The organism is Candidatus Chlorohelix allophototropha (genome assembly GCF_030389965.1).
Classification (GTDB): domain Bacteria; phylum Chloroflexota; class Chloroflexia; order Chloroheliales; family Chloroheliaceae; genus Chlorohelix; species Chlorohelix allophototropha.
This window is the reverse complement of record NZ_CP128400.1, coordinates 1,735,056-1,753,610: the sequence shown is the minus strand read 5'-3', so window position 1 is coordinate 1,753,610 and position 18,555 is coordinate 1,735,056. Positions and strand designations below refer to the sequence as shown.

21 protein-coding genes are annotated in these 18,555 nt (G+C 49.0%); 6 read left to right on the top strand and 15 right to left on the bottom strand.

The window, feature by feature from the left end; translation table 11 throughout:
* Positions 1–64 precede the first annotated feature (64 nt).
* Positions 65–1,135: a DMT family transporter gene (locus OZ401_RS20105; RefSeq protein ID WP_341470308.1), complete on the bottom strand. Its 1,071-nt coding sequence runs from the start codon at positions 1,133–1,135 to the stop codon at positions 65–67.
* A 77-nt stretch (positions 1,136–1,212) separates the two neighbouring features.
* Positions 1,213–1,590, bottom strand: coding sequence for a response regulator transcription factor (locus tag OZ401_RS20100; RefSeq protein ID WP_341470307.1), 378 nt, complete (start codon positions 1,588–1,590; stop codon positions 1,213–1,215).
* 108 nt (positions 1,591–1,698) lie between these two features.
* Here OZ401_RS20100 and OZ401_RS20095 point away from each other — a divergent pair, with 108 nt between their 5' ends.
* On the top strand, positions 1,699–2,097 hold the full coding sequence (locus tag OZ401_RS20095) for an FmdB family zinc ribbon protein (protein WP_341470306.1): 399 nt from the start codon (positions 1,699–1,701) through the stop codon (positions 2,095–2,097).
* On the opposite strand, the gene OZ401_RS20090 is transcribed toward OZ401_RS20095, so the two are convergent.
* The 3 genes from OZ401_RS20090 to OZ401_RS20080 form a co-directional block, all read right to left on the bottom strand.
* Positions 2,087–3,118, bottom strand: coding sequence for an ABC transporter permease (locus OZ401_RS20090; RefSeq protein ID WP_341470305.1), 1,032 nt, complete (start codon positions 3,116–3,118; stop codon positions 2,087–2,089). The genes OZ401_RS20095 and OZ401_RS20090 overlap by 11 nt on opposite strands.
* A 3-nt stretch (positions 3,119–3,121) precedes the next feature.
* Complete coding sequence (locus OZ401_RS20085) at positions 3,122–4,270, bottom strand: ABC transporter permease (protein WP_341470304.1); 1,149 nt, start codon at positions 4,268–4,270, stop codon at positions 3,122–3,124.
* An 87-nt stretch (positions 4,271–4,357) separates the two neighbouring features.
* On the bottom strand, positions 4,358–5,596 hold the full coding sequence (locus OZ401_RS20080; protein ID WP_341470303.1) for a BMP family ABC transporter substrate-binding protein: 1,239 nt from the start codon (positions 5,594–5,596) through the stop codon (positions 4,358–4,360).
* A 370-nt stretch (positions 5,597–5,966) separates the two neighbouring features.
* On the opposite strand from OZ401_RS20080, the gene OZ401_RS20075 reads away from it, so the two are divergent.
* The gene (locus OZ401_RS20075) at positions 5,967–6,269 is read left to right on the top strand and encodes a hypothetical protein (protein ID WP_341470302.1); all 303 of its coding nucleotides are present in this window, start codon (positions 5,967–5,969) and stop codon (positions 6,267–6,269) included.
* Positions 6,270–6,355: 86 nt separating this feature from the next.
* On the opposite strand, the gene OZ401_RS20070 is transcribed toward OZ401_RS20075, so the two are convergent.
* Entirely contained in the window at positions 6,356–7,876 is a 1,521-nt protein-coding gene (locus OZ401_RS20070; RefSeq protein ID WP_341467914.1) for an IS4 family transposase, read from the bottom strand.
* 244 nt (positions 7,877–8,120) lie between these two features.
* On the opposite strand from OZ401_RS20070, the gene OZ401_RS20065 reads away from it, so the two are divergent.
* On the top strand, positions 8,121–8,642 hold the full coding sequence (locus tag OZ401_RS20065; RefSeq protein WP_341470301.1) for a hypothetical protein: 522 nt from the start codon (positions 8,121–8,123) through the stop codon (positions 8,640–8,642).
* A gap of 61 nt (positions 8,643–8,703) precedes the next feature.
* On the opposite strand, the gene rplL is transcribed toward OZ401_RS20065, so the two are convergent.
* The 7 genes from rplL to rpmG form a co-directional block, all read right to left on the bottom strand.
* Complete coding sequence (gene rplL / locus OZ401_RS20060; RefSeq protein WP_341470300.1) at positions 8,704–9,096, bottom strand: 50S ribosomal protein L7/L12; 393 nt, start codon at positions 9,094–9,096, stop codon at positions 8,704–8,706.
* Between the two features lie 60 nt (positions 9,097–9,156).
* On the bottom strand, positions 9,157–9,714 hold the full coding sequence (gene rplJ / locus OZ401_RS20055; RefSeq protein ID WP_341470299.1) for a 50S ribosomal protein L10: 558 nt from the start codon (positions 9,712–9,714) through the stop codon (positions 9,157–9,159).
* Between the two features lie 345 nt (positions 9,715–10,059).
* Complete coding sequence (gene rplA / locus OZ401_RS20050) at positions 10,060–10,779, bottom strand: 50S ribosomal protein L1 (protein WP_341470298.1); 720 nt, start codon at positions 10,777–10,779, stop codon at positions 10,060–10,062.
* A 55-nt stretch (positions 10,780–10,834) separates the two neighbouring features.
* Positions 10,835–11,260 carry a 50S ribosomal protein L11 gene (gene rplK, locus OZ401_RS20045; protein ID WP_341470297.1) on the bottom strand — a complete coding sequence of 142 codons (426 nt, stop codon included), beginning with the start codon at positions 11,258–11,260 and terminating at the stop codon, positions 10,835–10,837.
* Between the two features lie 19 nt (positions 11,261–11,279).
* Complete coding sequence (nusG, locus tag OZ401_RS20040; RefSeq protein ID WP_341471843.1) at positions 11,280–11,807, bottom strand: transcription termination/antitermination protein NusG; 528 nt, start codon at positions 11,805–11,807, stop codon at positions 11,280–11,282.
* 180 nt (positions 11,808–11,987) lie between these two features.
* Positions 11,988–12,218 (bottom strand): preprotein translocase subunit SecE, encoded by a 231-nt coding sequence (secE, locus tag OZ401_RS20035; RefSeq protein ID WP_341470296.1) that lies wholly within the window; start codon positions 12,216–12,218, stop codon positions 11,988–11,990.
* A gap of 21 nt (positions 12,219–12,239) precedes the next feature.
* The gene (gene rpmG / locus OZ401_RS20030) at positions 12,240–12,404 is read right to left on the bottom strand and encodes a 50S ribosomal protein L33 (protein ID WP_341470295.1); all 165 of its coding nucleotides are present in this window, start codon (positions 12,402–12,404) and stop codon (positions 12,240–12,242) included.
* A 260-nt stretch (positions 12,405–12,664) separates the two neighbouring features.
* Between rpmG and OZ401_RS20025 the strand changes: the two genes are divergently transcribed.
* From OZ401_RS20025 to OZ401_RS20015, 3 genes are read left to right on the top strand one after another with little or no spacing between them, the layout of a single operon-like run.
* Positions 12,665–13,609, top strand: a complete 945-nt coding sequence (locus OZ401_RS20025) for a LysR family transcriptional regulator (protein ID WP_341470294.1) — start codon at positions 12,665–12,667, stop codon at positions 13,607–13,609.
* Positions 13,606–14,253, top strand: coding sequence for a dephospho-CoA kinase (gene coaE / locus OZ401_RS20020; RefSeq protein WP_341470293.1), 648 nt, complete (start codon positions 13,606–13,608; stop codon positions 14,251–14,253). Before OZ401_RS20025 ends, coaE begins: the two co-directional genes overlap by 4 nt.
* Positions 14,254–14,255: 2 nt before the next feature.
* Entirely contained in the window at positions 14,256–15,113 is an 858-nt protein-coding gene (locus OZ401_RS20015; protein WP_341470292.1) for a transaldolase family protein, read from the top strand.
* 5 nt (positions 15,114–15,118) lie between these two features.
* On the opposite strand, the gene OZ401_RS20010 is transcribed toward OZ401_RS20015, so the two are convergent.
* Entirely contained in the window at positions 15,119–15,622 is a 504-nt protein-coding gene (locus OZ401_RS20010; protein WP_341470291.1) for a GNAT family N-acetyltransferase, read from the bottom strand.
* The gene (gene purL, locus OZ401_RS20005) at positions 15,612–18,545 is read right to left on the bottom strand and encodes a phosphoribosylformylglycinamidine synthase subunit PurL (protein WP_341470290.1); all 2,934 of its coding nucleotides are present in this window, start codon (positions 18,543–18,545) and stop codon (positions 15,612–15,614) included. The genes OZ401_RS20010 and purL overlap by 11 nt, the downstream gene beginning before the upstream one ends.
* Positions 18,546–18,555: the final 10 nt, after the last annotated feature.

Below are 18,555 nucleotides of genomic sequence, written 5' to 3'. Positions count from 1 at the left end.
AATGGTTTTTAAATAATAGAGATTGTTTATATGTATATTATAAGCCTATACGCAATCGGCGAGGCTATTTTCTGGCTATGCCCGGTCGCGACCTTGCTGGTAGGATTATCGGACCTACCTGAGTGAAAATAAGCCCTGCTGCCACGACCAGCAATGAGAGAAACGCCCACAAATCGGGACGATTGCGATCGCCTAGCACCAACCAGCCAAGCAATACCGCCAGCGCGGGATACACCGCATTGATAGGTAGTACCTTATATGCAGGCGCAACCCGCAAGGCAAAGGTAAGGAAGCCGGTAGCCAGAATCCCGTTGATTATTGCGCCCCCAAGTAGGTAAAGCCACACTTGTTCGCTCAGGTTAAACTGCTGCCCGATCTCATTGAAAGTGAGTAGCTGGAACTTGCCGTCGCCTAGCACGCACATCAGTAGGAACGCGCCAATCGCGCCCGCAAAATATTGTAGCGACAGACCACCAAAAGCCGATACGCCCCGGTTCATGCCTGCCCTAGCCAAGATTGCGGCGCTTGCCCAACAAAATGCTGCGCTCAAGCCGAATGGGATTGCCCACCACCAATCAGGCGAAAGAAACGGATTTTCCTGAGAGTGGGTGGCGATGGCTACTCCTGCCAACCCGATAACCATTATAATCATCCCGGCGTAGATATAGCGGGTGGCTTTTTCTTTTAAAAACAGCACTCCCATAATGATGGCTAGTAATTCCCAAGTTTGCACGAAGGGAAGGGTGATGTTCAAGCCCTGAAAGCCGCTGACAATCAACGCTTGAAAGAAGGCGGCGGTGCCGATTTGGGTAAAAACGCCCGCCAGCATAAAAAGCCTACGTCCTTGCCCTCGGTAGCGCTTAATCTCGGTGGTTTCGACATGCGCTGCGCTACTGCGCCGCCTTCTGACTACTATCAGGTAAATTGATAAGGCATAGATTACTATAGGTATGGCTTGAATGGTAGCGGCAGCCAATGCGCCGGGACGGTTGATATTCTGGGTAGCGGCTTGATCGTACACATTACCGGCAGCGAAACTGAGCATTGCCAGTGTCATCCAAACCTGCCCCGGAACCTGCTCAAGCCGGGTGAACAGGTTAACAGTAGAAGGCTGTTTCACATTTTTACTTTCCATGATCGGGAATAATCCTCCAAACCCCTATGTGGTATTATTTTAGCTAGGAGAATTTTAGCTTACTGAAAACAGCAATGTCAATTTGAGTTAGCGTCGAGAATATCATCCACTCGGCGGAGAAGGGCAAGGGGGCTGAAGGGTTTAATAAAATAGTCGTTTGCGCCAGCATCCAATCCGGCTTTTATGTCATCCTCTTGGGTCATGGCAGATAGTATCAGGATATAAATATGTGCGTAATCCGGATCGGACTTTAAGGTGCGGCACACATTTAACCCATTCAGGCGAGGCAAATCAATATCAAGAAGAATCAGAATCGGTTTTTCTCTTTTGGCAAGTTCCAAGCCAGTATGACCATTATATGCTTGTAGAAGGGTATAACGTTGATCACCACCAAGTGTAGCGCTTACAAGGTCTTGGACAATTGTGTCATCTTCTACTATTAGAATTTTATTCATTTAAATTTGAAATTGTCTGAGTATAAGAGCTTACTAACCTAATCTAGGCTTATGTTATAGTTTAATAAGAAGAATGTCAAGGTTTGAAACTAAGGAGTATATTAATATATGCCTATTTACGAATACCGTTGTAGGGTTTGCAATTCCAAATCGAATTTGTTTTTTCGCTCCATTGCTGCCGCCCCTGAAAATAGCGAGAATACTGATTTGGCTTGTCCGAAATGCGGCAATAAAGCCTTATCACGCATATTTTCACGTTTTGCGGTTAGGCGCGGAAGTAGCGACGAAGGGGACGGATTTTATGAAATTGACCGCATGTTGGCAAATGTAGATGAGAGCGACCCTCAAAGCCTAGCGCGAGTGGCTCGAAAGATTGCGCAACAAACGGGCGAGGATATCGGTCCTGAATTTGATGAAGCTATGTCGCGCATAGAATCGGGTGAAGACCCGGATTCTGTCATCGAAGGCTACGACAAGTCTGCGGGTGAAGACAGCTCTATTGCTTAGTGTAAGGCGTGCCAACCGCCGCAGGTGGGCGACTTCTGCCGATAACTCCCGCTACTACCACAATTGTAACTACATAGGGAATAGCTTGGGTGATGGTATGTAGCCAAGTAATGTTGCCATACCAACTTTGCAACAAGCTATCGGCGGTGATACACAAGCCGAAAATCAAAGCCGCACCCCACGCATTAAGCGGATTCCAGTTTCCGAAAATCATGGCTGCCAGCGCGATAAAGCCTGTGCCTACCGTCATACCTTCGGTGAAGCCCCCCAACACCTGTAGCGAGAAATATGTCCCTGCCGTACCTGCCAACATACCGCTGATTACCACGTTTATGTAGCGCACTTTAAAAACGTTTATTCCAGCAGTATCGGCGGCTTTGGGATTTTCGCCTACTGCTCTGGTACGCAAACCCCAGCGCGTTTTGAACAACACATAATGCCCGACAAAGATGGCAACTATGCCAAGGATTGTGACAAACCCTAGCGTAAAAGAAGTATTTTCAACCTTAAAGCTGATAGAGGGGAGCTTTGAAGGGGTAGCATCTGCCGTTTTCTTAGTGAGGCTGTGCAAAAAGCTGGTCAAGCCAAAGGCGAAAATATTGATTACCGTACCGCTGATGATTTGATCTACTCTGAAATAGATTGAAAGTGCGCCGTGAAATAATGCCAAAAGCCCACCAACTACGATTGCTGCAAGAAAGCCAATCCAAATTTCTCCGGTTATTTTGGTGAAAAGTGCGCCGAAATAAGCGCCGGAAAGCATCATGCCTTCAATCGCAATGTTTACCACGCCGCTACGTTCGGAGAAAGTACCGCTCAATGCGCCAAGCGTTATGGGGGTGGAAAATGCCAATGTGAAGATTATTACCGAAAATGTGTCAATTACGGGCTGTTGTCCGACCGCCGAACGCCAGATAAACACAGCCGGAACAACCGCCGCCAGCACCATCCAGATGGTGTATTTGCGTAACCAGCGCGACACTTTTAAATTATTGCCAATTTTCAGGGCTGTTTGTGCCATCTTCTACTCCGCCTTACCCCAACCGCGTGTTAACACCACGCCTTCACCACCCTGTGCCTTAATCCGGTACAACCAACGCAATACCTGATCTGCCGCTACGAAGAGAATCACCAGCGCCTGTATCATTAAAATTAGGTCGCCGGGTAACTGTCGCCCATCTGCCGCAACTGTGTCAAATTGCATCTGGCTGGCGCCCTGCTTGAGCGCGCCAAAAAGAATTACAGCGGCAATTACTGCCAGTGGGTTATTTTTGGCAAGTAAGGCAATAGCGATGCTGTCAAAGCCGTAGCCAGAACCCAAAGCGGCGTTGTAGCGGTAGCGGAAACCGGGGCTACCCATTACTTCAAGCGAACCTGCCATACCTGCTAGCATCCCGGCGATTGCCATTGTCGCCAGTAGTATAAATTTCAGGTTGATACCGGCATAGCGTGCCGCGCTTGGGTTTGCGCCTACGGTGCGTATTTCTAAGCCGAGCGGTGTTTTGTAGAGGATAAACCAGACCGTTAGCGCCATTGTGACACCGATTACCAGACCCCAGTGTAGCGGTTGCCCTTGCACGATCGTGCCGATACGGGCATTCTCGCCGATTTGGTCGCTCTGGCTCATGCGAGCGGGGGCTTTCATAGGCCCGTCTGCGCCTACCAACCAAGAGGTAATGAAGGTGGCGATATAATTGAGCATAATGGTGGTAATTACTTCATGTGCGCCTGACCATGCTTTGAGTGCGCCCGGTATTGCGCCCCATAACGCTCCGCCGAGACAACCGCCTGCCAGCGTGAGCGGGATGGCAAGAAAACTGGGTAAGCCCCCGACGTTTATTCCAACCCAAGCGGCGGAAATCGCCCCGATTTTTATTTGTCCTTCCGCCCCAATGTTAAACAGCCCGGCGCGAAAGGCAAAGACTACTGCCAATGCCGTGAACATATAAGGGGTAGCAGTGGCGAGCGTACCGTTTATGGCTTCTAGGTCGCCAAATGAGCCTTTCCACAAACCACCATAAGCCTGTAACGGGCTGAAACCCGATATAAAAATAATAATCGCCCCTACAATCAGAGCGGTTATTATGCCCAGCAGTGGGATAAATAATTGGCGGAATATTTTTGCCAGAATATTTCTTTTTTCGGTTTCAAGCGTTACGGCAGGTGAAGCCATTTTTTCTCCAGCAAAATGTGAGAGGTATTTCTGAGAGGACGGTTGTTGAAGCCGCCCTCCCAATTCAAAAATGAAGGGGAAATCAGCCTAGCTGACTACCACATTCGTTTTGATGGAACCATCCTTAAGACCTTTGTCGATAGCGGTAATCGCATCTTTAAGCTCTTGAGGAACATCCTTGTCAAGGTCGTGGAAAGGAGCAAGACCGACAGGTCCCACGTTGTTTCCACCCTTGAAGCTACCATCACCAGCGGCTTTCAACAAGCCAAATACGCCGGGGGTGATGAGCTTGGTGGCGCTTGAAATCAAGCGTGGGGCAGCTTTCGGCAGAGTGTAATATTGGTCAAGGTCAACGCCGATGACGTAAACGCCTTTTTCGGCTGCGCCTTCGACCGCACCGTTGCCGGTGTTGCCACCACCACCGAAGATAACATCATTACCGGCGGAGATGAGAGCGGCAGCTTGCTGTGCGCCCCATACCGGGTCACTGAAAGCATTGTCGCCGTCCGGGTGGTAGGTCAAGGTTACTTCCGAGGCTTTGCCAGCTTTTACCAGTTTGGGGCTATTTGCCCACAGGTAAGCCGCGCCATTCTTGTAGCCTTCGCCGTACTTGAAGACGGGAGGAACCGACTTGGTACCTAGTACCGCGCCGAGTTTGCCGCTCTTGCTTACGCCAGCAGCCAACGCGCCGATTAAGAAGCCCGCTTTGTCTTCATCAAAGATAAGTCCGGCAAGGTTCGCAATTGGGTTTTTCGCATCCTGCCCTTGGTCAACTCCAATGAATTTGATGGTGGGGTTGGCTTTGGCAGCTTCGATGGTAGCATCGCCGATTAAGAAGCCTACGGTTATGATAACATCATACTTGTCATCTACGAAAGTTTTGATGTTCTTAGCATAATCTTTGGTATCGGTGGTTTCGACGTATTTAACATCGTAGCCAAGCTCTTTCTGAGCCTGCAATACGCCGTTCCATGCAGATTCATTGAAGCTCTTGTCATTTACACGACCGACATCTGTTACCAACCCTACTTTGAGCTTTTTGCCAGCAGCAGCGGTAGTAGCACCGGCAGCGGTAGTCGCGCCGGCAGCGGTAGTCGCAGCAGCAGTAGTCGCACCAGCAGCGGTGGTGGCGGCAGCAGTAGTCGCGCCAGCAGCGGCAGTAGTGGCGGCGGCAGTAGTCGCTCCAGCGGCAGTAGTTGCAGCTTTAGTCGCAGCGGCGGTTGTTGCCGGTACTGGGGTAGCGGTATTATCGCCACAGGCAACCAATAATACGCTTAGTAGCGTAATAAAGGCTACAAGCAAACCTAACTTTCTGAAATTTCGCATTAATTAAATGCTCCTCCTGGATTACATACAAAACAGTTGCCCAGAACCGCCGGGCATCGGACGCGGCAAGCGCGTATCAGGTAGTCAGCGAGGTATAGATCAAAACTTCTACACTGAAGCGAGGAGATTTTGTATAGAAATCATCCACAAATTGCGGTTGATATTTGTTGGTAGCAATAGAGGAGCGGAATTTACTTACCACAACCGCCTACCCCCCTTATCGATTAGGTAAATTATAGCATGCCCCTCTAACGGACGCAAAATATCAAATAGAAATCCACTTGCTTTCTTTCTACTTGTCATTATAATTATTATTAAATCCTGATAAGAACTTTATTATTAGGTAGTAGCAGAAAGGGGAGTTTGTGCGATGAGCACGTTGTTTTTCTTGTGGGATATCCGTTCGGAAAAAGAGCGGGAATATAAAGACTTTATCTCAAACGAATTTCTCCCCTTGCTGGGAAAACTCGATATGAGTGTAACTGATGGCTGGTTGAAGATAGCCGGTGAAGGTCCTCAAATGATGTATCTGGCTGAAAGTGATGATCTTGAAACGGCAATTCAAGTGCTAGGCTCAAAAGAATTGAAGGCGATTGAAACGCGGCTGTTACCTTATGTTGAAAATTACAGCAAACATCTGGCGCACCGCGATATTAAGAATGAGAATCATTGAGTTTAATCCTTACGCAAGCAGGACTTTTGTTTCGAGCAAGGGGGTTGCACCCATAGGCGTATAGTTAAGCCTTTCACAAGTTAAAATCAGGCAACTTTGCATATTAGTGTAAGGTCGGGAGCATGTAGCTCGCGGGTGCTTAACTGAATTTGGCTAATCTGTTGGTAACTAGTGAGGCGATCTGCTCTTTTCTCTTTCAAACTATAGCGGCCCCATCTTTTCCTGAGCTTTTTAATCAATTTCTTTACTTTCTTGTCTTTACCTCTCAGCAAGGCTTTGCCCAGCCTTACGATTTCTGTACCTAAGGTCTGAAGCGCTTTCGTTAGGCTCAACTCCCGCGTTGTCTTTATGAGCGCCTGCAATATAAGGGGCTTCGCCCTGCCTAACTTCGCTTTGTCCGTTTCTTGCCATTGACGGTTGCTTTCTCCTCCTGATGATCCCACCAGTGCTTCTACCAAGTTGGTTTCTTCCGCTTCCCCCATTTCTTCACTCCCTGCTACTCCCCAACTCAAATAGATCAGCAGGGTGTAGCCAATTAACCGGGCATAGATTTCGCACCATACCCGGCTCAATTTCTTGTTGCCGCTCTGTGCTAGTCCCAAACCACTTTTCCAGAGCTTAAAAAGCAACTCGATTTGCCAGCGCAAGTGATAGACTATACCCACCTGATAACCACTTAACAAGCTCTCGTGCACATTCGTTAGATACAAGTTCCAGCGTAACCGCTCAGCTGTCGCGGCACTCAACTCCCGCCCTTTGAGTTGGCTAACCTTTTTCGCTTGCGCCAACCGCTGGAGATAAGCTTCTTGCGGTAGCACTTGTGCCACTACCCGTAACTTCAACCGTTCTTTTTGCCCTACTTCCACTCTTAACTCTATTACTGTTCCTGCGCAGGTACCTCCTCTGCGCCTTAATTCCGACCCTAAAGCCAGGGGCTGGTTACTCCCCTGCTCATACAAATGCACCTTGGGGGGCAAGCGGCTCACAAAATAATGAGCTGCCATCAGCCGTTTTAGCCGTTCCAGGGTGCAATAACCCAAATCAAACAGTACCAAACTGCCTTCCGGTAATTTTTCCAACTTATCTTCAAAGCTCTGATCTGGTTCCAGCGCCGCTTGTGCCGTCACAACCTCCACTTGCTGCTGCAAATAATCATAGGTTATTTGTAACTTCATACCGGCTTTGCCAGCCTGTCCACCACTGGCAGGCTGACTATCCGCCAGTTTGTTAGCTAGCCCTATATGAGTGCTATCTATCAGGTACACTCCTCTAAAAGGTTCAAACAGTTCCAACCACAAACCTTCTCGCTGCTGCCACACTTGTAGCGCTTCTTCGAATAGCAAGCGTAAAAACTCCACTGTCACTGAGGTTAAGCGTTGGCTCAACCCCGAGCGGGTGACATTTACACCGAATTGTTGGGCTATTTGGCTCAATTGGTTAAGGCTGGCGCCGGGCTGGCTCATAAAGCCTGTTACCAACACCAGTGCCAAAATTGTCCCTGTGATTTTCGAGCTGCGTTTGTTCACTCCTTGCTCGTTCGCTAGTGCTTTGGCTCGTTCCCCAAATATTTTTTGCAAAGCTCCAACTATTTCGTCTATACTAGGCATGTGAGTTTCCTTTGGTTTTGTAGTAAGAGTTGAAGAGTCTTACATCTTACCAGAGGAACTCACCTCTTTCTATTTGTGATTCTCTTAACTATACGCTTATGGGTTAAACCCCTTGTTTTTATTCCAAAGGTTTCCCCCCCCATTAGTCCTATATATATTTCTTTAACTTTATTTCCCTAATATAATAGGAAGCGGGATTGTTTTCATTTTATTTCTCTTCGGGAGTAGGAATTTTTAAGCCAACATGATACACAGCTTTAGTATTTTTCTACACTATATGGGATTTTTGGCTCTCGCGGGTGGTGCAATTGGCTCAATTATAGCCGTTAACACCGTCTGGTCACTTCTCTGCTCTTCTCCCTCTCAAGCGTTAGGCGTAAGTCGCCTTATTAAGCGTTATGAGGTTTTATTACATTCTGGTTCTGTACTGTTACTTGTGAGTGAAACGCTAGTGCTTGTCAGTTCTGCCTTGAGTTCGGATGCTTTTTTGCAAGGAGTTGGTGGGCTTCTAGTTTACTTATTGCTGTTCATAAATGGCTTGTTTCTGGCAAAGCCCGCTTGGGATAAGTTGGCAAAACTAATGCCCCAGTGGATGATGGCGAATGGTTCAATTCCTTCACTGATGGCAGCAATGGAACACACTAGCACGTTGTACACTAAAGAAGAGGTGGAAACTAGCCTCAAACGGGTAAGCAACCGCTTGGAACTGTTTCAGTGGAGTGAGACTATTTTACTTTTTTCAATGCTGGTTTTAATAGCTTTATAGAAAAAGCAAAACCCCCTTACCTGTTTTTCAGGAAGGGGGTTTGATTCCAGAAGAGGTGAAATTACTTCACGTCTGCCTTAGCGCCAACTTCAACCAACTTAGCTTTACCGGCTTCGGCGGCTTCCTTGGTTACGGCTTCGAGAACTGCCTTAGGAGCGGCTTCAACCAGTTCTTTGGCTTCTTTCAAGCCGAGGTCTGAGCGAAGGTCGCGCACTACCTTAATAACCTTGATCTTCTCAGCGCCAATGTCGGTGAGGACGAGGTCAAACTCGGTCTTGACTTCGACCGGGGCAGCTTCCACCGGGGCGGCAGCAGCAGCAGCCGGAGCAGCAGCAAACTGCACAGGAGCAGCAGCGGTTACGCCGAATTTGTCTTCCAACTGCTTAACGAGTTCGCTTACTTCAAGAATGTTCAATTGAGCAATAAGCTCTACAATTTCATTTACGGTAGCCATTGTGCTAACATACTCCTTTTGTAATTTACTTTGCCGGACATTCCCGGCTATCCTATCAAATTAGTTTTGTTCTTCAAGTTGCAACTTGCGCTGATTCAGCACGTTAACCAGGTTGCGCGGGACACCTGACATAGCGTTAACCAGTTGTTGGGGCGGCTGCGACAGCACGCTTACCAAATTGCTGGCGGGTGCATTCAGGCTGCCCATCAATTGGGCGATTAATACTTCCTTGGTAGGTAGTTTGGTAAGGTCTTCCAGCTTTGCAGCATCTATTACCTTGCCACCCAGAATTCCGAGTTTTATCTTAAAGACTTTGGAGTCTTTCTGGAAATTGAGTAACTCCTTAACGCCTTTTACCAGATCAGTTCCAACAAAAGCAATCGCGCTCGGTCCGGTCAGGACGCTATCCAAGCCATCCCAGCCCAATCCTTTGACGGCACGACGCGCTAGAGTGTTTTTCGAAACATGATATTCTGTGCCGGTGGGCAACAGTTTGCGGCGCAGGTTAGTAATTTCTGACACGCGCATACCACGATATTCGGTCAAAATCGCAATGGTACTTTTCTCGAATAACGTAGAGAGATCATTTGTCAATGCGGCTTTTTTCGGTGTAGGCACTCGCTATTCACCTCCTTCCTTACAGATTTCGGACTATATTGTGTGGGCTTTAGCCCAATAATCGACAATAAAAAACCCTTTTGCGTTCTACCTTACCGGCGAAACCGGGGCAGTTCGCAAAAGGGTTCAATCATACATAGTAAACCGCACGCCAACAAAGGGGCGTATGGACGGTTAAAATATGCGATTAGTTCTTTTCCCTTTTACGTCTTACCTCGGCTGGCTGCGGCAAAAGCCGCTTTTAAGCTGGTGCGCCGGCTGTCTCTGGCAGGACTATATATTTGGGTTGAGCGTACATACGCTCAGAAAATTCTACAATCAGAGAATACTTAAAGGTAATCTCGATTAGTTAGTGCTGCCAACCTCTGTTAGGATTGGGTTCACTTCTAAGTGAATGCCAGGTCCCATAGTGCTGGTGATGGTAATGCTTCTAATGTAAACACCTTTAGCGCCGGTAGGTTTGTTGCGCACGATGCCTTCGATTAGGTTCATCACGTTTTCGCGGATTTGCTGCTCACTGAAGCTGAGCTTGCCGACTCCTACGTGTACCAAACCGGCTTTTGGCTCGTTGCGGAACTCTACTTTACCACGTCGGGTTTCCTGAATAACACGCGGCAGATCGCTCGGCTGGCAAATGGTACCACTCTTTGGGTTGGGCATTAAGCCACGGCGACCCAGTATTTTACCGAGTTTACCGACTTTACCCATCTGTTCCGGGGTAGCAACCGCTACATCGAACTCAGTCCAACCACCTTCGATTTGCTTGACTAAATCATCACTACCCACGAAGTCTGCGCCTGCTTGCCGGGCAAGGATTTCGCCTTCGCCTTGAGTAAACACCAAGATGCGGACTTGCTTGCCGGTGCCATGTGGCAGAACGGCGGTGCTACGCACCTGCTGATCGGCGTGGCGTGGGTCGATGCCTAACCGGAAATGCAGTTCTATGGTCGGGTCAAACTTTACATAACTGGTTTTCTTAAGGATTGCAATTGCCTCATCCAGCTTGTAAGTTTTTTTGCTATCGACCTGTTTGGCAACTTCGGTGTATTTCTTGCCATGATCCATTTTGATATACCTCCTGTGGTACAAACGGGCAGATGTGCCCTCCCACCTTTAAAGATTAGTCTACTACGGTAATGCCCATGCTGCGGGCAGTGCCTTCAACTTGTTTTACAACAGCTTCAATAGTAGTGCCGTTGGTATCTTTCATCTTGATATTGGCTATTTCCGCAACCTTAGAGCGAGTAATTTTACCCACTTTTTCGGTGTTAGGCTTGCCGCTACCTTTATCCACCCCGGCAGCCTTCCGAAGCAAGTCGGCGACAGGCGGAGTTTTGGTGATGAAAGTAAATGAGCGGTCTTCAAAAACAGTAATTTCGACCGGAATGATCTGCCCAACCTGCTGTGCGGTGCGTTCGTTGTATTCTTTAACGAAGCCCATCAGGTTGATACCGTGCTGACCGAGCGCAGGACCAACCGGAGGCGCAGGAGTTGCCTTACCGGCAGGCAGTTGCAACTTTACAATTGCTTTAACCTTTTTAGCCACTTTTTATATCTCCCCAGAACTACACAATTTTCTCAATTTGCAAGAAATCGAGGGTCAACGGGGTTTCTCGCCCGAAGATGCTAACCATCACGGTTACCTTGCTTTTGGAATTATCAATCGAGTCAATCATACCGGTGAAGTCGGTGAAAGGTCCGTCAATAATCTTGACTGCTTCGCCAACTTGGAAGCTGGTCTTGATTTTAGGAGCCTGTGCTTCCATCTGCTTCGTAATCAACTGCATCTCATCTTCGCCGAGGGGCGTTGGCTTGTTGCCGCTACCCACGAAGCTAGTTACACCCTGAGTGTTACGCACTACATACCACGACTCATCGGTCATAACCATTTCGACCAACACATAGCCGGGATAAACCTTGCGCTGAACGGTATGCCTAGAACCGTTTTTAATTTCGGCTTCCTCAATGGTAGGCACGATAACCCTGAAGATTTTGTCGCGCATATCCATTGAATCAATACGGCGTTCTAGCGCGCGCTTCACCTTGTTTTCATAGCCTGAATAAGTATGTATCACATACCAACGCCGCCCCATGTTTTCTTGGTGTCCGGTGCTAGGTGATAGCGAAGGGCGTTCGGCTGTAACAGGTGCAAGCGCTTTTTGCGCTGCCGTTTCTTCTACCGTGGCTTCCTCAGCTGATTCTAGTATTTCTTCTTGCATCTCCGGCTCTTCCTGCGGAGTCTCTTCCATTTCAGTGAACCTCAATTTAAGAAGTTAGACGTTGAACAAGCCTCTAAGCAAACCGTACAATCCCGTAAGAATCAGGTCGAGCGCTCCGAGTACAACTGCCATTACGCCGGATAGCGCGATAACCACTATGGTCATGTTGCGTGTTTCCTTGCGGCTGGGCCACTCTACCTTATCCATCTCCTCTTTAGAATCTTTAGCAAAACGAACTAAAGGTGGTTCTATTGATGGGTCATCTAGCAAGCTTTTGTCTGCCATAAAGCGTTGTTCTCCTCGCCTTTATTTAGTTTCGCGATGAAGTACCACTTTGCGCTCGCGCTTGCAAAACTTGCTAAGCTCGAGCCGGTTAGGGTCGTTACGCTTATTTTTGGTGGTGGTATAATTGCGCTCTTTGCAACTGGTGCATGCGAGATGAATTATAATCCGATCCGCTTTTTTTGCCATCTTGATTTCCTGTTATCACAAATTTAGTCAAAAAAATTCGGGGGCTAATTTGCTCCCCTAACCTTAGCCGAATGATTATAGCATAGCCAATTAATTTTGTCGAGTCAGTTAAACTAGCAAATTTAATATGGCACATCTCCGATTAATTTATCTTTGCCGCTTTTCCGGTATGCTAGAAAAGAGATGGATTAACTTCTAGCATCGTGTTATAATCGCTGGAATAGATAGAAATTGTTATATCCATAGAAATGGATAATAGTATGCTAAGTCTAGACCTTCAAAAGCTACAAATCTTTTGTGAAGTAGCCCGACAGCGCAGCTTTACCAGAGCGGCAGAAGCATTATATCTAACGCAGCCAACCGTTAGCCAGCAGGTGCAAGCTCTCGAACGCCAGATTGGGGTGCGCCTCTTTGAGCGTCTCGCCAAAGAGGTTTATTTGACTGAGGCGGGGAAGGTGCTTTATTCCAAAGCGGTCAACCTATTATCGCAGGCGCAGGAAACCGAGCAAGCGGTAAGGGAAGCCGCCGGAATTTCGGCTGGTAGCCTCGATTTAGGCGTTGGCGTAACGCTGGCAACTTATGTACTGCCAGAATTATTGCGCCGTTTCAAAATGAGTTATAACTCGCCTAGCAACGGGGCAGTTAAGTTTGAAATTGCGCTTGGCAATACCGAAGCCCTAGCCCAGAAATTGCTGAAAAATGAAGTTGATCTAGCTTTGGTGGGAACTCCGATGGAGCCTCATCCTTTGCTGGAAATCCATCCTTTCCTAGAAGATAAGTTAATTATGATTTGCAGCCCTTCTGATGTGTGGGCGGCGGAAGGGCGCTCTAGCGTTAACCTCAGCGAAATTGGGAATCGCACCATGTTAGTGCGTGAACGTGGTTCGGCATTGCAAGCCTTTGCCTCTCAAATGCTGGAAGTTGCCCATACCCAAGCGGAAAATTATTTAGTAATGGCAAACCTCGAAGCGATTAAGCGCAGTGTGGAAATCGGTTTGGGCGTGGCAATTGTTCCCGCCCTTTCGGTCAGGCGCGAACTTGAGTCGAGCAGGCTGCATGTGATGGATATTGATGGCGCAAAGGTAGGACGTACTTTTGTTTATGCCCATCATAAGGACAAGGAATTGACTCGACCCGCCCGCGCTTTCCTTGAAGTCATCAAGGCTTACGCGGGTTACTCTATTCCGGCTGAGGCTGAAGCATGATGGTTTCTGACCTCAAGCAGGGCAGAACTGACCTTTATTTAATCGGGATTACCGGAAACATCGCATGTGGTAAAAGTGCGGTGCTGGAAATGTTACGGCGGTGCGGCACTCATAATGTAGATGCCGATACCGCCGTTCATCGCATTATGGTTCCGGGTGGTAGCGCCTATGCGCCTATCGTGGCACATTTTGGCAAAGCGATACTTCAGGAAGACTCGCCCAATCCCGCCCCTATAGACCGCCGTAAGCTCGGCGCAATTGTTTTTGCAAATCCTCAAGCGTTGCGCGAGTTGGAACAGATTACCCATCCATTGGTTAGGATAGAAATTCTGCGACAGATTGCCGAAGCTACTTCCCATATTATTGTAATAGACGCTATAAAATTGCTGGAAAGCGGTTTGGCAGACGGTTGCGATACCCTTTGGGCGGTAACTTGCGCCCCTGAAATTCAGCTTGAACGCTTGATGCGCCGCAATAACTTTTCTGAAGAAGAAGCGCGCTTGCGGATAAACGCCCAACCGCCCCAATCGGAAAAGATTGCCCGCGCGGCGATAGTAATTGATAATAGCGGTACTCTGGAAGAAACCGAACGGCAGGTTGCGGAAGCCTGGCGCAAAATACCCCTTACTTTTCGAGGAGGCTAACTGTGGCTCTTTATCTTGACTCAGCCAGCTTGAGTGATGCCCAAGAAGCGGCAAGCTATGGGTTCATAGCGGGAATCACCACTAACCCTACTTTGTTGGCAAAAGAGACCTCTACTCCCTTTGAGCATCTCAAAAAGATGACGGTTGTTTTTCCCGGACCGGTATTTTATCAGCTTATTGCTTCTACTCCCGAAGAGATGATTAAGGAAGCATGGCAAGCGCATGCGGTTGCGCCGGGCAAAATCATCCTGAAAATCCCCTGCAACCTCAACGGGTTGAAGGTAGTATCCCAAATGAGTTCGCAGGTTACATGCGCGGTTACTACGCTTTTCAGTGCGCAACAGGGTTGGTTGGCGGCTTTGGCAGGGGCGCGTTATGTGATACCTTATGTTAGCCGTACCGAAAGGCTCGGCGGCAACCCGCTAGAATTAGTCGAAAATCTGTCGCTGCTTTATCTAGAAAAATCATTACCCACCGAGATTCTGGCTGCCAGCGTTAAAACCCCGGCGCAAGCTTTGGATACGCTATTGGCAGGCGCACATCATCTGACTATCCCCTTGAGTCTGATAAAGGAGTTGGCGGAACACGAGTGGAGTGTGCAAGCGGTGGACGATTTTAGCAAGTCTGCCAGCGGTATGAAAAGCGTACCCCCCACTTCCCCATCGTTGAGCGAAAATGTGCGGGTGCCGTTTGAAATGCTAGATTATATTATCGGCAAAATTCAGATAGAAGAACTGTTTGCCGCAAATAGCCAGCAGGATTTAAAGGCTTATATGGCGCAACGCGAGTTGGAAAAACTGATTGAAGAAGAAGAAATTACGGCGCGGCTTGAGGCACTGAAGAAGAAGTTGGGTAAATAATCGGGTTAGGCTTTGGCGCCAAGCTCAAACTGGTATAGCGTCCATTCTATTCCGCGCAAAGACATTTGCGTCACACCGCTAAAACCCGCCTTTTTATAGTAGACGTTTAATATAGGGTTTTCGGCGGGAGTGTCTAGCCGAATATAACGCTTGCCTAGCGAAACGGCGTAGCCCTTAAGCCAATCCAGCACTTGGCTACCTAATTTTAGTCCGGCAAATTCGCGCCTGATCGAGAAAGTGTGGAAGTACAGGCAATCGCCGTCATCTTCGCCCCAGAAGTCAGGGTCATAATGGATGAGCCTAAACTCACCCGCAATTTGCCCATCCAGCCGCACCACCCAAAATTCACCCGCGCTTACCTTCGACTCAATCCACTCTGGCTGAAATGGCACGGGCCAGTGATTTTCTCCGAGGCTTGCCATCCAAGCGCGTGCCTGTTCCAGCGTATCGCGGATTGCGGCGGCATCGGGTAGAGTGGCAAGCGTAATTTGAAGATTCTTATCGGGCAAAGAGTGGTTCTTTCCAGGCTGCTTTTAATGCGCCAATATGCAAGCGTAGCATAGTAGCGCTGGAAAGCCCTGTAATGGAGAACTCATCGTCCTCTAGTACAACCCCAATACGGGCGAAAATCGTCCCGTGCATCGCTGCTTCAAAAGCTTCTTTCTTGTCAGGCTCAACTTCTATCAGGAAACGGCTTGGCGTTTCGCTGAATAAGATTGCGGCATTGGTGCGGTCGCGCCTTAGCCCGGAATAGGGCAAATGTAGCAGGTCGAGGCGCATGCCGTAACCGCCCGCAATCGCCATTTCTGCCGCCGCAACTGCCAACCCACCTTCGGAGAGGTCGTGACAGCTACTCACCAAGCCTTCATGGATGGCTTTGGACAGGGCGCGGAAGTTGCGCAGGGCTGACCCGGCTTCAACTTTCGGCACTTCGCCATCAATCAAGCCGTGCAGTTTGCTGTAATAACTTGCGCCGAGTTCGGGGCGTGTTCGTCCCAGTATGTAGATTAGGTTTCCGGGCTGCTTTAAGTCCATCGTAACTGCTCGCTCCACATCCTCAATTATAGCGATGGCAGAAACCAGCAAAGTACCGGGGATAGCAATGCGCTTGCCTGTCGCCGGGTCTTTGTACTCGTTGTTAAGGCTGTCCTTACCGCTGATAAAAGGCAGACTAAAAGCAAGCGCGTAATCGCGGCATGCCATAACAGCGCGGGTCAGTTCGCCCAATCGCTCAGGTACGTTTGGGTTGCCCCAGCAGAAATTATCCAGCAACGCCATATGCTTTATATCTGCGCCAACCGCCACAGCATTGCGTACTGCTTCATCAATGGCGCAAGCTGCCATGTGGTAAGGGTCAATCAAACTGTAGCGCGGATTAATACCGTTTGAGATAACAACGCCCCGCTTTGAGTCCGGTAAAGGACGAATCACCGCGGCATCGCTTGGTCCGTCATTTGCTTGCCCCACCAAGGGCTTAACTACTGTGCCACCCTGTACCTCGTGATCGTACAGGCGTATAACCTGCTCTTTGCTGGCGATATTGGGGTCGGCTAGGATTTTGAGCAAAACATTTTCATAGCCTTGATAAGGGCGATGGTGTTCGTAGTGGGCGCGCAGATTGCGTGGGCGGATGGCGCGTCTTTGCCAACGTGCCGAAAGCTCGCGCCGAGGCAAGCCATCATGCAGGAAGTCCATTTTTAGGCTACCGACAGTGTTCCCGGCATAGTTCAAGGTTAACGTCTTGTCGTTCGTAAATTCGCCTACTACAGTGGCTTCCACATCCTCAAGTTTACATAACTCCATGAATTTATCAAGGTTAGCGGGGTGTATTGCCAGCAACATGCGTTCTTGCGCTTCGCTCAACCAAATTTCCCATGGCTCCAGCCCGGCGTACTTTAGCGGTATTTTCTCAAGCTCTACCCGCACACCAGTCTCTTTGCCCATCTCGCCCACCGCGCTGCTCAAACCGCCGCCACCGCAGTCGGTGATGGCGCTATAGAGCTTAAGGTCACGCGCTTTGAGAATCAGGTCGAGAGTTTTCTTTTCCACGATGGGGTTGCCGATTTGCACCACGCTACCCGCTTCGGCAGCGACTTGCTCGCCACCCAGTTCAATGGAACTGAAAGTTGCTCCATGAATACCATCGCGCCCGGTGCGTCCCCCCACAACCACTACCAGATCGCCCGGTTGGAGGTTGCTAGGATGGCTGCCATGTGGGGCGATGCCTACCGTGCCGCAAAATACCAGTGGATTAGCTACATAGCCGAGATCAAACAGGATTGCGCCGTTGACGGTGGGGATACCCATCTTGTTGCCGTAATCGCGCACGCCGCCTACCACTCCATCAAATACCCGCTGTGGGGGAAGGACATCGGTGGGTAAGGTGGCAGGATCGGTATCGGGCATACCAAAGCAAAAAACATCGGTGTTAGCGATAGGTTTAGCCGATACTGCCATAATATCGCGAATTACCCCCCCTAACCCGGTATTAGCCCCGCCAAAAGGCTCTAACGCGCTAGGATGGTTATGGGTTTCAGCTTTAAAGCTCAAGTCGTGGTGGCGATCAAAGCTGATGATTCCGGCGTTATCCACGAAAGCGGAGATAATCCACTTCTTGTTCATTTGATGGGTGGGCGCAGCAATTCCCTCTTTGAACAAACCGTCAATTATATGTTCTTCAGCTACTTCTCCGGTGTGGTCGGTTTCGGTGTAAGTGACGCGCGCTTTAAAGGTCTTATGCACGCAATGCTCGCTCCAAGTTTGCGCCAGCGTCTCCAGTTCCACATCGGTAGGGTCGCGTTGTTCTTGCCGGAAAAATGCCTGTATCGCTTGCATTTCTGCCAAACTCAAAGCCAGCAAACCATCGCGGGAGATTCGTTCCAACTCGGCTTCTTCCACCTCACGAATTGGGATAATACGCGCTAACCCTTTTGCGGAATGTTCGAAATGGAACTGATGGTCGAGAAATTTACCGACATCACCCGTAAGCGCTACGCTTTCCTGAATTAATTCGTTAATCAGATGTTGCCGCACATAGGCGGGGTTATTTTCTTTGAGTAGGTATAAATCGGCAGTGCGCACACGCTTAAGCGGCGGCAAGCCCGTTTCATGTTCTGCCAGCACCCGGTAGCCGATAAAAACGCTCTCGCCGGTGGTATCGGTGACACCGGGACGATAGGCGGTAAGCAAGGCAAATGCTTCGCTCGTTTCGTTCAAGCTTTTTAGCAAAGCTTCTGCCGGACCGATATTGGCTTCTTCTATTACCGGGTCGCTGAAAAGAGTATTTGCCACCTTCCGGGCAGCGTTTTCCGCCAATTCGCGCTCAATTTCATTTTCAAACTCAAGCAAGTAAAGGCGCGAGCGGGAAATCACCAGCCCGTTTGGGGAGTAATTTACCAGTTCGGTGTGGTTCTGACGGGTCGTAACAGCCACGCAATAAATC